The organism is Thauera linaloolentis 47Lol = DSM 12138 (genome assembly GCF_000310205.1).
Lineage (GTDB): Bacteria > Pseudomonadota > Gammaproteobacteria > Burkholderiales > Rhodocyclaceae > Thauera > Thauera linaloolentis.
The window spans coordinates 1-13,588 of sequence record NZ_AMXE01000089.1 but is presented as its reverse complement, the minus strand read 5'-3'; the positions used below and the strand labels follow the sequence as shown (position 1 = coordinate 13,588).

18 protein-coding genes are annotated in these 13,588 nt (G+C 67.7%); 6 read left to right on the top strand and 12 right to left on the bottom strand.

Annotated features, from left to right (window positions below; genetic code table 11):
• Together C666_RS16385 and C666_RS16380 are read right to left on the bottom strand one after the other, a co-directional pair.
• The coding region (locus tag C666_RS16385; protein ID WP_004343698.1) for a hypothetical protein at positions 1–194 on the bottom strand (194 nt) is incomplete at its 3' end.
• A gap of 14 nt (positions 195–208) precedes the next feature.
• Positions 209–532 (bottom strand): c-type cytochrome, encoded by a 324-nt coding sequence (locus C666_RS16380; RefSeq protein WP_004343697.1) that lies wholly within the window; start codon positions 530–532, stop codon positions 209–211.
• A gap of 449 nt (positions 533–981) precedes the next feature.
• On the opposite strand from C666_RS16380, the gene C666_RS16375 reads away from it, so the two are divergent.
• Positions 982–1,569, top strand: coding sequence for an NADPH-dependent FMN reductase (locus C666_RS16375; protein ID WP_004343696.1), 588 nt, complete (start codon positions 982–984; stop codon positions 1,567–1,569).
• 6 nt (positions 1,570–1,575) lie between these two features.
• Here C666_RS16375 and C666_RS16370 read toward each other — a convergent pair whose 3' ends face one another.
• From C666_RS16370 to C666_RS16345, 6 genes are all read right to left on the bottom strand, one after another.
• On the bottom strand, positions 1,576–1,959 hold the full coding sequence (locus C666_RS16370; protein WP_004343694.1) for a putative zinc-binding protein: 384 nt from the start codon (positions 1,957–1,959) through the stop codon (positions 1,576–1,578).
• A gap of 94 nt (positions 1,960–2,053) precedes the next feature.
• Positions 2,054–2,401 carry a DUF1840 domain-containing protein gene (locus C666_RS16365; protein WP_004343692.1) on the bottom strand — a complete coding sequence of 116 codons (348 nt, stop codon included), beginning with the start codon at positions 2,399–2,401 and terminating at the stop codon, positions 2,054–2,056.
• A gap of 33 nt (positions 2,402–2,434) precedes the next feature.
• Positions 2,435–2,992 carry a hypoxanthine-guanine phosphoribosyltransferase gene (locus tag C666_RS16360; protein ID WP_004343690.1) on the bottom strand — a complete coding sequence of 186 codons (558 nt, stop codon included), beginning with the start codon at positions 2,990–2,992 and terminating at the stop codon, positions 2,435–2,437.
• Positions 2,993–3,164: 172 nt separating this feature from the next.
• Positions 3,165–3,515 (bottom strand): YqjK family protein, encoded by a 351-nt coding sequence (locus C666_RS16355; RefSeq protein ID WP_004343687.1) that lies wholly within the window; start codon positions 3,513–3,515, stop codon positions 3,165–3,167.
• 13 nt (positions 3,516–3,528) lie between these two features.
• The gene (locus C666_RS16350; RefSeq protein ID WP_004343684.1) at positions 3,529–3,918 is read right to left on the bottom strand and encodes a phage holin family protein; all 390 of its coding nucleotides are present in this window, start codon (positions 3,916–3,918) and stop codon (positions 3,529–3,531) included.
• An 8-nt stretch (positions 3,919–3,926) separates the two neighbouring features.
• Positions 3,927–4,238, bottom strand: a complete 312-nt coding sequence (locus C666_RS16345; protein ID WP_004343681.1) for an ElaB/YgaM/YqjD family protein — start codon at positions 4,236–4,238, stop codon at positions 3,927–3,929.
• Between the two features lie 378 nt (positions 4,239–4,616).
• Here C666_RS16345 and rquA point away from each other — a divergent pair, with 378 nt between their 5' ends.
• A complete protein-coding gene (gene rquA, locus C666_RS16340; protein ID WP_004343679.1) occupies positions 4,617–5,324 on the top strand; it encodes a rhodoquinone biosynthesis methyltransferase RquA in 708 nt (235 codons plus the stop codon).
• 11 nt (positions 5,325–5,335) lie between these two features.
• Here rquA and C666_RS16335 read toward each other — a convergent pair whose 3' ends face one another.
• Complete coding sequence (locus tag C666_RS16335; protein ID WP_004343675.1) at positions 5,336–6,118, bottom strand: exodeoxyribonuclease III; 783 nt, start codon at positions 6,116–6,118, stop codon at positions 5,336–5,338.
• A gap of 39 nt (positions 6,119–6,157) precedes the next feature.
• Here C666_RS16335 and pyrE point away from each other — a divergent pair, with 39 nt between their 5' ends.
• The 3 genes from pyrE to C666_RS16320 are packed head-to-tail and all read left to right on the top strand — an operon-like array spanning position 6,158 to position 8,234.
• Positions 6,158–6,802 (top strand): orotate phosphoribosyltransferase, encoded by a 645-nt coding sequence (pyrE, locus tag C666_RS16330; protein ID WP_004343674.1) that lies wholly within the window; start codon positions 6,158–6,160, stop codon positions 6,800–6,802.
• The gene (locus C666_RS16325) at positions 6,783–7,439 is read left to right on the top strand and encodes a hypothetical protein (RefSeq protein ID WP_004343673.1); all 657 of its coding nucleotides are present in this window, start codon (positions 6,783–6,785) and stop codon (positions 7,437–7,439) included. The genes pyrE and C666_RS16325 overlap by 20 nt, the downstream gene beginning before the upstream one ends.
• 12 nt (positions 7,440–7,451) lie before the next feature.
• Entirely contained in the window at positions 7,452–8,234 is a 783-nt protein-coding gene (locus C666_RS16320; protein WP_004343672.1) for an NAD-dependent deacylase, read from the top strand.
• A 69-nt stretch (positions 8,235–8,303) separates the two neighbouring features.
• Here the strand turns inward: C666_RS16320 and C666_RS16315 are convergent, their stop codons facing one another.
• The 3 genes from C666_RS16315 to C666_RS16305 form a co-directional block, all read right to left on the bottom strand.
• Positions 8,304–12,185 carry a DUF3683 domain-containing protein gene (locus C666_RS16315; RefSeq protein ID WP_004343670.1) on the bottom strand — a complete coding sequence of 1,294 codons (3,882 nt, stop codon included), beginning with the start codon at positions 12,183–12,185 and terminating at the stop codon, positions 8,304–8,306.
• A 153-nt stretch (positions 12,186–12,338) separates the two neighbouring features.
• A complete protein-coding gene (locus tag C666_RS16310) occupies positions 12,339–12,707 on the bottom strand; it encodes a RidA family protein (RefSeq protein ID WP_004343669.1) in 369 nt (122 codons plus the stop codon).
• A 79-nt stretch (positions 12,708–12,786) separates the two neighbouring features.
• Entirely contained in the window at positions 12,787–13,191 is a 405-nt protein-coding gene (locus C666_RS16305) for a YqaA family protein (RefSeq protein ID WP_004343667.1), read from the bottom strand.
• Positions 13,192–13,321: 130 nt separating this feature from the next.
• Here C666_RS16305 and C666_RS16300 point away from each other — a divergent pair.
• A partial coding sequence (locus C666_RS16300) for a PsiF family protein (protein WP_004343665.1) occupies positions 13,322–13,588 on the top strand: 267 nt, incomplete at its 3' end.

Sequence of the window (13,588 nt, the reverse complement as noted above, 5' to 3'; positions counted from 1 at the left end):
CGGCCGGCGCCGTGGACGAAGGCCGCATCCAGCGCCTGCCCGGAGACGACGGGCAGCACACGGCGGCCCGCGGCGGAGGCGCCGTCCGCCGTGTGCTGCGCGGCGGCGAGGCCGGTATGGGCCGTCGCGGCGGCGGGAACGGCGACACTGGCCGCCGCGATCGATTTCAGCACTTCGCGTCGCATGGAGTCCATGGGTTTGATCTCCATCAATTCTTGGGCTTGCTCGTCGAGAGATACTCCGCGACCGCTTGGAGCGTGGCCTCATCGACGTCGGTTATGCGAAACGCCGGCATCGCATTGAAGCCCGAGCGTGCGATCGTCTTGAAGAAGACGGGCGGCAGTCTGCGGCCGAGCAGCACCGGGCCGATGTCGGCTTCATGGCAGCGGGCACAGACTTTCTCGTAGAAGCGGCGGCCCTTGTCATCGGCGGACGCGGGGCTGGCGGCCTGGGCGGAGGCGGCGAGGCCGAGCGCGAGCAGCAGGGCGGAGCCCGTCGTGCGCAAGGCGGGGGTCGGGTTGAAGCGGATCAAGGTCTTCTCCTCGGTTCAGGGGCGGCATCGGCGCGTGCTCGATTGCGGTCGAGCCGGACACGGCCGGGCAGGTCGGGATTGCGATCGTTCTTATTGTCGGGCGGCCCCGTCCGGTATGGAGCGGGGCGGGGGACTGCGCGGCGCGGTGCGCGCCGCGATCTTCCGGAGACTGCGGCTTGCCGCAGGGGAAGGTCCCGGATGGCAGGGGATGCTTTTGACGAGGCCTGCCGGGATGTGACTGTATCGGCGGCTCCTGGGGCAAACAATATCGTTTTTCGGGTTAATTTGATCGCTTTTTGGTGCGAGGGCGAAGCCTGCCCTGCCGCCTTGTGAACAGAATATGAAGATTTGCTGATGCGCGACAGTGCCGCCCGATGCGAGCACTGGGGCGAAAGTTGTGCCAGAGTGCGTCCCGAAACCTCGTTTACCCCGGTACGGAGTACGGACACATGAGAACGCCCCGCATCGTCGTGATGGCCGGCAGCAGCCGGCGGGATGCCCTGTCGCGCAGAATCGCCGCCGCCTGCGCCGGGCCGCTGCAGGCAGCCGGTGCCGATGTGAAACTGGTCGAACTGGCGGACTATCCCGCGCCCCTCTACAACGGCGATCTCGAGGCCGAATCCGGCCTGCCGCCGGGCATCGTCGAATTGCAGCAGGTTCTGCATGCCTGCGACGGCCTGCTGGTGGTCAACCCGGAGTACAACGGCTCGATCACGCCCTTGCTCAAGAACACGCTCGACTGGTGCTCGCGCCCGAATGCCGCCGATGGCGCGCGCTCGGGCGGCGCGGTGTATGCTGGCCGGGCCGCCGCGGTGATCGGCACTTCGCCTGGCGCGCTGGGCGGCATGCGCGTGCTGTTCCACGTGCGCGACATCCTGGGCTATCTCGGCATGCAGGTGATTCCGCAGCAGCTCGCGATCGGCCATGCGGACAATGCGCTGGGCGAGGATGGGCGCCTGCGCAACGAAGCACAGCGCGCGGCGCTTGATGCGCTGGCGGCGGCGCTGGCCGATACCGCGCGGCGCTTGCGCGGCTGAGGTGCCTCAGGCGGTGGTGTCGCGCAGGCTGCGCGCGAGTGCGCGGGCGTGGTCCAGGACTTGCTCCGCCTGCTGCGGATCGAAATCGCTGGCGTAGCGCTTCCTGACGCCTTGCTCGTTGAGCAAGAGGTGCTGGCTGGGACTGACGCCGCGCTGGGCGAGGCTGCTCCGGACGCATTCGAGGGCGCAGCCGTCGAGGGCGAGGATGGGGCGGCCGGAGCGGGCGATCCGGACCAGGTGCGGGACGTTGCCGCCCACGCCGGCGATGCAGGACATTTCGGCTTCGCCTTCGCGGTCGAGCCGCAGGGCGACATGGTTGGCCATCTGCGCGGCGCTGGAGCAGCCGGAGCAGGAATAGACGAGCGGCAGATCGCGGGTGCGGTGGGACATGTCCGGTCCTTGCGGGTGGAGCGAAGCGGTATCCTAGGCCGCTGTCCGGCCGCGCGCCTTGGCCTCGGTCAATCCCCGCCCGCCGGGGGGCCGGTCAGACGCCCCACACGACCGGCACCGCGTCCTTGTGCGCGGTTTCCAGCATGTCGAGCAGCGGCCACGCGCGCTGCGCCAGCCCGACCGGCGCAGCCATGCCGGTGCGGCCGGCCTCGCGGTCCGCGATGTCGTCCTTTTCGCTGCGCTGGCGTTCGAGCTCGGCCTGGCGTGCGCGGTCTTCGTCGATGGCGGTGCGCAGGCGGGTGATGGCGTCGGGCAGTTGCTCGACGGTCACGATGCCCTGGGTGCCAGTGGGGTCCTTGCCCATGATGGCGATGAGATTTTTCGCGGCGTCGCCCAGCATCAGCACGTCGGCGCTGGAGGAGGACTTGAAGGTGTAGAGCATGGCGGTTCTCCTGGTGGTCGGGTGGTCGTCGTCTTACAGTCCTTTGACTGCGTAGATCCCCGGCGCATTGCGCCAGTAGCCCTTGTAGTCCATGCCGCAGCCGAAAAGGAAGCGGTCGGCGATGTCGAGGCCGCTGAAGTCGGCGCGCATGCCGGGGTGGGCCTTGCGGTCGTGCAGTTTGTGCACCAGGACGGCGGACAGCACTTCGGCGGCGCCTTCCTTCTTCAGGTATTCGATGATGGCCTTCAGCGTGTGGCCTTCGTCGAGGATGTCGTCCAGTACCAGTACGCAGCGGCCGCGAAGGTCCTGCGTCGGGCGTACGCGCCAGTCGAGCTGCGTGCCCTGCAGCGCGTGGCCGTAGCGCGATGCGTGCAGGTAGGCGACCTCGAGCGGGAAGGGCAGGCGCGGCAGGATGCGCCCGGCGAAGATGAGGCCGCCGTTCATCACCGCATATACCAGCGGGTTGCTGTCGGCCAGGCGTGCGCTGATGGCTGCCGCCATGCGGTCGAGCGCGGCTTCCACGGTGGCTTCGTCCGCGAGGCAGTCCGCTTCGTCGCGGGCGCGTTTGATCTCTTCCAGATTGAGAGGCATGTCGATGGGCCGCGGGGCCTGGCCCGGTGCAGGTTCGGACCCGCCATTCTAGCGCCGAACCCGGCTCGGCGCCGCGCCCAACCGCGTCCCGCCAGAGCTCCTGCGATGCCGGTCGAGCTTGTGCGGGACGGGGGCGCCGCGGCATCGCGCCGCGCCGTCCGGAGACGCGGATTCAGAGCGCGCGCTTGAGCGATCTCAGCACCCGCAGCAGCAAAGGGGCGGCAGCGGGCAGCAGCGCGGTCAGCGGGCGGCCGCGGGTCTGGCGCAGCAGCAGCCACCCCAGCCAGGCGCGCTTGGCGACGCGCAGCGCGAGGCGCGGCTTGAGCGCCAGTATGGTGAGTACGCCGATCGAGAGCAGCGGCGCTTTTCCCTTCGCCCACGACAGGTGCCCGCGCACGGCATCGATGCGCCCCAGGGCGGCATCGATGCCGGACAGGCGATAGACCATGTCTTTGCGCTGGGCTTCGGCGCGAAGCTGCAGGCGCTGCTTGCGCAGGGCGATATCGACGAGCCGCGGGTCCATGGCGGATGAGTCCTCAGGCCTCGTCACGCGGACGGAGCGCGTCCCGGTCGCGTGCCAACTCGGCGAGGCTGGCGGCGAACAGCCGGCTGCCGCGCTTGAATTCGCGCGCCGCATTGCTGGCCGCGAACAGCCCGCCGCCGAGGCAGACCGCGGTCGAGATGCCCAATGCGAGCAGGCGGTGTTCCTCCCAGAACAGCACCGTGAGGAACACCATCAGGAAGACCAGCCCGAAGCCCAGCAGCAGCCCGCACAGCACGACATTGAGGGCGAGGCTGGTGAGGCGCAGTTTTTCTTCCTGCGCTTCGAGCGCCAGCAACTCCAGCCGGGTCTGGACCGTCTGCAGGCCGGCGTCGACGATGCCGCGCAGGCTCCCGGCCAGACGCGGCTTCGGGTCCTGGTTCATCGGCCGTGTCAGCGGCGGCTGGCGAGCAGGCCGAGCAGGAAGGCGACGCCGGCGGCGACGCCCAGAGACTGCCACGGGTGCTCATGCACGTAATCGTCGGTGGCGCGGGCGGCCTTCTTGCCCGAGTCGATCAGCGCGGCCTCCGCCTCGGAGAGGCGTTCCTTGGCCGAGACGAGGCGCTCGCCGATGCGGCCGCGGAGATCGCCCAGTTTGTCGCCGGTCTGGTCGGCGGTCAGGGCGAGCAGTTCTTCGGCGTCGGTGATGATGGCCTTGAGATCGCCGACAAGCTTGTCTTTCGAGGGGTTTGCAGCTTTTGCCATGGTGTCTCTCCTTGTTCATCCGTCATGACGATCGCGCCTTTGCGCGCTCTCACCAAGGCTAACCTCGCCATCGCGCAAAGGCAATGCGGAGCCGGTAACAAAAATGCCCCGCGCAGCGGGCTCCCCAGAGTGGGCGCTCGTGCCGCGAAAGCTCCGGGCGGCGGGGCATGGGCGCTTTCTCCGGGCGATGGACGCGGCGCGTGGGAGATGCGCGGATCCGGCCCGGTCGCCGCAGCGCGCGGCCAGGCCGCCGGTCGGCTTGGTGCGGTGCAAAATCCGCGTATAGTCCGTATCAAACCAACAGCCTGACGGCATCTGCCCGCCAACTCATTCGCGTTGCGGAGCGCCAGGCAAGATAAAGCCCTTCCTCTTCCCTCGATGAATACACGTACCGAATCCGTGTCGTGCGCCGGCGAGAAAGCCGCCGATCCGAAATTGCCGGAATATCTGCGCCGGACCTATACCTGGGCCTACCTGAGCCCGCGGACCATGCCGTGGCTGGACCGGTCGCCCGTCGTGTCGGCCATCCTGTGGGGCAACGCCGACCGCCTGATGCGCTGGACGGCGGCGCAGTTCGCCGAAGGGGAGCACGTCCTGCAGGCGGCCTGTGTGTATGGCGATTTCTCGCCGATGCTGGCGCGCCGCGTCGGCCCGCAGGGGCGCCTGTCGATTCGCGATGTGGCGCCGATCCAGGTCGACAACGTGCGGCGCAAGCTCGCCGGCCTGCCGCAGGCCGATGCCGAGGTGGCCGATCTCGTCGAACCCTTGCCCGTGCGTTATGACGCCGTCTGCTGTTTTTTCTTGCTGCACGAGGTGCCGGAGCCCGAGCGGCGGCGCATCGTCGCCAATCTGCTCGCGGCGGTGAAGCCGGGTGGCCGGGCGGTATTCGTCGACTATCACCGGCCGCGCGCCTGGCATCCGCTGGCACCGGTGATGGCGGGCGTGTTCCGCTGGCTGGAGCCTTTCGCCGAATCCCTGCTCGACGTGCCGCTGCAGACGCTCGCCAACGAGGCGCGGGAATTCGAGTGGCGCAAGGAAACGCGCTTCGGCGGCCTCTACCAGCTCGTGGTGGCGCGCCGCCGCTGAGACCGCGCGCCCTACAGCGTCCAGTCGTAGTCCACCGTCAGCGGCGCGTGGTCCGAGAAGCGCTGTTCCTTGTACACGGCAGTGGCCAGCGCCGTGCCGGCGATGCCGGGCGTGGCGATCTGGTAGTCCAGCCGCCAGCCGACGTTCTTGGCCCAGGCCTGGCCCCGGTTCGACCACCACGTGTAGCAGGCGTCGGTCGCTTCGGGGTGCAGGCGGCGATAGACGTCGATCCAGCCCTGCTCGTCGAACAGGCGGCTGAGCCAGGCGCGCTCCTCGGGCAGGAAGCCGGAGTTCTTCTGGTTCGATTTCCAGTTCTTGAGGTCGATCTCGCGGTGGGCGATGTTCCAGTCGCCGCAGACGACGACCTCCTGGCCGCTGGCGGCGAGCGCGGCCATGTGCGGCAGGAAGCGGTCCATGAAGCCGAACTTGATCTGCAGGCGCTCTTCCGAGCTCGATCCCGAAGGCAGATACAGCGACACCACCGACAGCTTGCCGAAATCGAGCTGCAGGAAGCGGCCTTCGGCGTCGATGTCGGCGATGCCCAGGCCTTCGACGATACGGTCCGGCGCGTGGCGGCTGTAGATGCCGACGCCGCTGTAGCCCTTCTTTTCGGCATGGTGGAACCAGCCCTGCATGCCCGCCGGCGCACGCATCCCGGGGCTGAGGTCGCCGGCCTGGGCCTTCAGTTCCTGCATGCAGACGATGTCGGCCCGCTGTTGCGGCAGCCAGTCGAGATAACCCTTGCTGACTGCCGAGCGGATGCCGTTGAGGTTGAGGGAGATGATGCGTAACATGAACACTTTCCAGAAATGCTGCACTGCAGCCGGACAGCCGTGGATTTTAGCCGGGATTTCATCGCTCTCGCCTGCCGCAAGGGTGTGCTGCGCTTCGGCGCCTTCGTGACCAAGGCGGGGCGCAATTCTCCATATTTCTTCAACGCCGGGCTGTTCGACGACGGCGCTTCCTTCCGTGAATTGTGCGGCTACTACGCGCGTGCGATCCGCAGTTCGGGCGTGGCCTGCGACATGCTCTTTGGGCCGGCCTACAAGGGTATTCCGCTGGTCGCCGGAACGGCGATCCGCCTCGCCGAGGACGGCATCGACCTGCCTTTCGCGTTCAATCGCAAGGAAGCCAAGGATCACGGCGAAGGCGGCACGCTGATTGGGGCGCCGCTGAAGGGGCGCGTGCTGATTCTCGACGACGTGATTTCTGCGGGCACTTCGGTGCGCGAATCGGTCGAGATCATCCGTGCCGCCGGTGCGGTCCCGGCCGGCGTGGTGATCGCCCTGGATCGCATGGAGCGCGGCAAGGGGGTGTTGTCGGCGGTGCAGGAGGTGCGCGAGAACTTCGGCATCCCGGTGATCGCGGTGGCGACGCTCGAAGACCTGATCGCCTACCTCGCCGACAGCCCCGAGCTCGCCGAGAATCTCGATGCGGTACGGGCCTACCGGGAACAGTATGGCATCGCGTCGCGCTGAGTTGCGCGGCGCGGGCGCCGCATTGGCGGCCGCGCTACTGGTGTCGGGCGCGGCAATGGCGCAGGCGCCGGGCGGGCGCGTGATCTATTGTTGCGACGTCGGCACCCAGCCGGTGTGCGGCGACATCCTGCCGGCGGCCTGCTACGGGCGCGCCTATCGCGAGGTGAGCCCGTCCGGCACCGTGCGCCGCGTCGTGCCGGCGCCGCTGACGGCCGAGGAAATCGCCCGGCGCGATGCCCTGGAGCGTGGGCGCCGGGCCGACGAGGCCGCGCGCCTCAAGCAGCTGCGCATGGACGAAGCCCTGCTCGAAACCTATCGCAGCCTGCAGCATCTCGACGAGCGGCGCGATCGGGAAATCGGCTCCCTTGACCGCTCCATCAACAGCCTGCGCCAGCGCGAGGCCGAGTTGCTCGAGCGCCAGCATGCGCTGATCGAGGAGGCCGCCCAGGCCGGCGAGGGCAATGTGCCGCCGGTGACGGAAGACAACATCCGCAGCCTGGACAGCGAGATCGTCGCCCAGCGCAGCGTGATCGACGCCAAGATGCGCGAGCGTTCCGCGGTGCTGGACCGTTTCGACGAGGACCGGCAGCGCTACATCCAGCTCACGTCTCCCGCGGCACATCCGAAGGGACATTGAGTTCTCCCCGCCATGTTCCAGGATTCCGAACTGGATCTTGTCGCCTCGCTGCTGGAGCAGGCGCAACGCATCCTCTTCATCACCGGCGCGGGCATTTCCGCCGACTCCGGCCTGCCCACCTATCGCGGCATCGGCGGCCTGTACCACGACCGCCTGACGGCCGAGGGGCTGACGATCGAAGAGGCCCTGTCGGGCGAGATGATGGCGCTGCGGCCGGATATTTCGTGGAAATACATCGCCGAGATCGAGGCCAATTGCCGCGGTGCGCGCCCCAACGCTGCGCACCGGCTGATCGCGGCTTTCGAGCAGGAAAAGGCCATGGTCTGCGTGTTGACGCAGAACGTCGATGGCCTGCACGCGGACGCCGGCTCGCACAACCTGATCGAGATGCACGGCACCGTGCACCGTCTGCGCTGCAACGACTGCACGCATGCGCGCCAGGTGGCGGATTATGCCGGATTGCAGCTCCCGCCCGAGTGCCCGCGCTGCGGCGGCGTCATGCGGCCGGACATCGTGCTGTTCGGTGAGCAGTTGCCGGTGCGTGCCATCGAGCGCCTCGAGCACATGTTGCAGGCGGGGGTGGATCTCGTCGTCTCGATCGGCACGACCAGCGTCTTTCCCTACATCGCGGGGCCCGTGGTGTGGGCGGCGCGCGATGGCGTGCCCACGGTGGAAATCAATCCGGGCGATACCGAGGTCAGCCGCATCGTCCGCCATCGCCTGCGCATGACGGCGAGCGAGGCGATGCACGAACTGTGGTACCGCATCCACCCCCACGAGCCGGCCGAAGACTGAGGCGCGCGCGCGGCGCGCGGTGAAGGGCGGGCCTTCCGGCCCGCCTTGCTGCGGCCATGTTGCGCGGGTTCAGAGCAGCACGCGCTCGATGCCGCCGTTGTTGGCCTTGTTCACGTAGTCGGGAAGCCAGTTCTCGCCGAGCAGGTGCTTCGCGAGTTCGACCACGATGTAGTCGGGCTCGACGCCGCCGGCGTCGTTGGCATAGCGGTGCATGCCCTGCAGACAGCTCGGGCAGGACGTCAGCAGCTTGACCCTGGCGCCGGGGTCGCCTTCGCGCAGCCGGGCGGCGCCCTTCTCGATCTCTTCCTGCTTGCGGAAGCGCACCTGGGTCGAGATGTCGGGGCGGGCGACGGCGAGCGTGCCGGATTCGCCACAGCAGCGGTCGGACAGGTCGACGCACGTGCCCATTAGTTCGTTGGCCACCTTGATGCCGGAATGCACCTTCATCGGCGTGTGGCAGGGTTCGTGGTACATGTACTTGACGCCCTGCATGCCGTCGAGCTTCACGCCCTTTTCCATCAGGTATTCATGGATGTCGAGCAGCCGGCAGCCGGGGAAGATCTTCTCGAATTCGTACTTCTGCAACTGGTCCATGCAGGTGCCGCAGGACACGATCACGGTCTTGATGTCGAGATAGTTCAGCGTGTTGGCGACACGGTGGAACAGCACGCGGTTGTCGGTGGTGATCTTCTGGCCCTTTTCGTCCTCGCCGGCGGCACTCTGTGGATAGCCGCAGCACAGGTAGCCCGGCGGCAGCACGGTGTGCGCGCCGACGTGGTAGAGCATGGCCTGGGTGGCGAGCCCGACCTGGCTGAACAGGCGTTCGGAACCGCAGCCCGGGAAGTAGAACACGGCATCGGAGTCGCCGTTGGCCTTCTGCGGGTCGCGGATCACCGGGATGACCTTGTCGTCCTCGATGTCGAGCAGCGCGCGGCTGGTCTTCTTCGGCAGGTTGCCGGGCATCGGCTTGTTGATGAAGTGGATCACCTGCGCCTTGACCGGCGCCTTGCCCAGCGTGGCCGGCGGCGCCTTCACCTGCTGCTGGATCAGGCCGAACTTCTTTGCCAGGTCGTGCGCCCAGCGCTGCGCCTTGTAGCCCCAGCCCATCATGCCGACGCGCATCGCCTTGATGGTCGCCGGATCCTTGATGGTGAGGAAGGCCATCGCCGCCGCCTTGCCCGGATTGAACGACTTCTTGCCCTGCTTGCGCAGCAGGTTGCGCATCTTGATCGATACGTCGCCGAAGTCGATGTCCACCGGACAGGGCTTCTCGCATTTGTGGCATACCGTGCAGTGGTCGGCCACGTCCTCGAATTCGGCCCAGTGCGCCAGCGACACGCCGCGGCGGGTCTGCTCCTCGTACAGGAAGGCCTCGATCAGCAGCGAGGTGGACAGGATCTTGTTGCGCGGGCTGTACAGCAGGTTGGCGCGCGGCACGTGGGTGGAGCACACCGGCTTGCACTTGCCGCAGCGCAGGCAGTCCTTGATGTCGTGGGCGATGTCGCCGACGTCGGTCTGCTCCATGATGAGCGACTCGTGGCCCATCAGGTTGAAGCTCGGCGTGTAGGCGTTGTCGAGGTTGCCCTTGATCGGCCCCTGGCGCATCAGCTTGCCGCGGTTGAAGCGGCCCTCGGGGTCGACCCTCTGCTTGTACGACCAGTAGCTCGCCATCTCCTCGTCGGTGAGGTAGTCGAGCTTGGTGATGCCGATGCCATGCTCGCCGGAGATCACGCCGTCCAGGCTGCGCGCCAGCGCCATGATGCGGTCAACCGCGCGATTGGCGGTCTGCAGCATTTCGTAGTGGTCGGAGTTGACCGGCAGGTTGGTGTGCACGTTGCCGTCGCCGGCGTGCATGTGCAGCGCGACGAAGACGCGGCCGCGCAGCACTTCGCGATGGATGTCGGCGATGCGCGCGAGGATGCGCGCGAACAGCGCGCCGTCGAAGACCTGTTCGAGCAGCGGGCGCAGTTCGGTCTTCCACGACACGCGGATCGAGTAGTCCTGCAGGCGGTGGAACAGCGTCGGATTGGCGGCGCGGTTGCTGAGTTCGCCGGCCTCGACGCCGTATTCGGCGAACTGCGGCTCGGCTTCGGCCAGCGGCAGGTCGAGGTTGTCGAGCAGCCACTGCCAGCGCCGCCGCACCCTGGCTACATGGCCCAGCGCCTGGGCGCGATGATCGGCGATCAGGGTGTCGCGGTCGACGATCTCGTCCTTGACGTCGAGCGGCAGGTCACCGCGCAGGAAAGTGTCCAGCGTGTCGCACAGCTCGATCTTGTTCTGCAGCGACAGTTCGATGTTGATGCGCTCGATGCCGTCACAGTATTCGCCCATGCGCGGCAGTGGGATGACCACGTCCTCGTTGATCTTGAAGGCGTTGGTGTGGCGCGAGATGGCGGCGGTGCGGCTGCGTTCGAGCCAGAAGCGCTTGCGCTGCTCGGGGCTGACGGCGATGAAGCCCTCCGCGCCGCGGCTGTTGGTCATGCGCACGACTTCGGAGGCGGCCTGCATCACCGCGTTCTCGTCGAAGCCGACGATGTCGCCGATCAGCACCATTTTCGGCCGGCCGTGGCGCTTGGCCTTGGTAGCGTAGCCGACCGCCTTCACGTAGCGTTCGTCGAGGTGTTCGAGGCCGGCCAGCAGCACGCCGGCGAGGTTGCCGGCGCCGCCCGGCTTGAACCAGTCGGTGATCTCGACGATGGCCGGCACGGCCTCGCGCACCTGGCCGAAGAATTCCAGGCACACGGTGCGGGTGATCGGCGGCATCTTGTGCAGCACCCAGCGCGCGGCGACGATGAGGCCGTCGGTGCCTTCTTTCTGCACCCCCGGAATGCCGCCGAGGAACTTGTCGGTGACGTCCTTGCCCAGGCCGTCCTTGCGGCAGTAGGCGCCGGGCATCGACAGCAGCTCCTCGCCCAGCGGCGCATAGCTGAGGCCGTCGAAGCGGCGCAGGCGGAAGCGCGCGGTGTGCTGTTCGTGGATCTTGCCGAAGTTGTGGTCGAGGCGCTCGACTTCGAGCCAGTTGCCATCGGGCGTGACCATCTTCCACCACGCCAGGTTGTCGAGCGCGGTGCCCCACAGCACGGCCTTCTTGCCGCCGGCGTTCATGGCGATGTTGCCGCCCACACAGGAGGCGCTGGCCGAGGTCGGGTCGACGGCGAACACGCGGCCGGCAAGGCCGGCGGCCTCGGACACGCGGTCGGTGACGACGCCGGCGCCGGTGCGGATCGTGGCGTAGGGCGAATCCATCGGCTTGCCCTCGGCGTCGGGCAGCACCATGTCCTCGACCGGGCCGATGGTGATCAGCTTCTCGGTGTTGATCACCACCGAGTTGGCGTCGAGCGGCACCGCGCCGCCGGTGTAGCCGGTGCCGCCGCCGCGCGGGATGATGGTCAGGCCGAGCGTGATGCATTCGCGCACCAGCGGCGCCATCTCGTCCTCGGTGTCGGGATAGAGGACGATGAAGGGATACTCAACACGCCAGTCGGTGGCGTCGGTGACGTGCGACACGCGGGCGTGGCCGTCGAAGCAGATGTTGTCGCGGCGCGTGTGGCGCGACAGCGCCTTGAGCACGGACTTGCGCCGCCGCGCGGTGGTGTCGAACCAGGCCTCGAAGCTGGAAATGGCTTCGCGGGTGCGCGCGATCAGCAGCGTGACGCGCTCGTTGCCCTGGCGGCGTTTCTCGATCTCGTTGAGGCGGTGATTCAGCGCGCTGATCAGGGCATGGCGCCGCTCGCGGCTGTCGAGCAGGTCGTCTTCGAGGTAGGGGTTGCGGCGTACGACCCAGATGTCGCCCAGGACTTCGTAAAGCATGCGCGCCGAGCGGCCGGTGACGCGCTCCGCCCGCAGTTCGTCGAGCACCGCCCAGGCTTCGCTGCCGAGCAGGCGCATGACGATCTCGCGATCCGAGAACGAAGTGTAGTTGTACGGAATTTCGCGCAGACGTTGGGTCATCGGGATACCGGGGTAACTGCTGCTGGGGAACGTACCATTTTAGCGGACCGCAGTGCACCATGCAGCAAAAAACAAGACCTTACCGCGCATGTGGCCAAGGCCGCCGCAGCGCGGGAAGCGCGATCGGAGATCGGCGGGGAAGGCCGTCGCGCGCTATCGCGCCGCGGGCGAATGCTGCGCCGCGGTCAGCGCGATCTCGATGCGCCAGCCCGGATCGGCCAGTCCGGCGACTTTCACGCAGGCCCGGGAGGGGGCGCAGCCGGCGGGCAGCCAGGCCTCCCAGACCGCGTTCATGCCGTCGTAGTCCGCCAGGTCGGTCAGGTAGAGGGTGGCCATCAGGATGCGCGAGCGGTCGCTGCCGAGTGCCTCGAGCTGGCGGGCGATGCTGGTGAGCACTTCCTCGGTCTGGCGGGTGATGCTGCCCGTGTCGCTCGAAGGGACTTCGACGAGATGGATCACACCGTTGTGGATGACGGCGTCGGCGTAGCGGGCAGTGGCGCCGAAGCGTTCGATGACGGACATGGCTTTCGTGGCCCCGGATGCGAAGGGAAGGGCCGGAGTATAGGCCAGCCCGGCTGACGGCGCCCAGCCGGGCCTGCGTTCACGCCAGCAGCCATGCGATCGCGCCGTAGCGCAAACCCTTGCCCAGCGCCATCCAGGCCAGGCAGGAGAGCCAGTTCAGGCGCAGCACGCCGGCGGCTGCGCACAGGGCGTCGCCGACAAGCGGTACCCAGGACAACAGCAGCACGGCGCTGCCGTGGCGGCGCACGAATTCGAGCCGGGGAGGCAGCTCCTTGCGCGGCAGCAGGCGGCCGAGCGCGTAAGTGCTCATGCCGCCCGCGGTGTTGCCGAGTGTCGCCAGCGCGAACGCAGGCAGGCTCAGCTCCGGGCGCAGGACGACGATGCCGGCAAGGACGGCCTCCGAACCGCCGGGCAGCAGGGTGGCGGCCAGAAAGGCGGAGATCAGGAGCGAGCCGAGAAGGGCGAGGTCGGTATCTGCTGGCACTGGAGTGCTCCGGTCCGTCGGGGATGCGTGCGGATTGATGTCGATAGGATAAATGTAATTGACATTAAAATATGCCAAAAGCAGAATTGCGCGGCAGCGCCGCTGCTTTTACATCAAAGGAGAGTTCGCAATGAAGAAAACCCTGCATGCCCTCGTTGTCAGCCTGGCTTTCGTTGTCCTGGCTCCCGCCGATGCGCTGGCCAACCCGCAGCATGAGCGCATGAAGCGCTGCAATGCGGAAGCCAGGGAGCAGGCCCTGAAGGGCGATGAGCGCAAGACGTTCATGAGCACTTGCCTGAAGGGCAAGCATGACGCGGGGGCCGAGGCGCCCGCCCAGGCCCCCGCCGCGCCACTTGCCGCGCCCGTGGCCCCTGCTGCCGCGCCGGTCCCCGGGCCG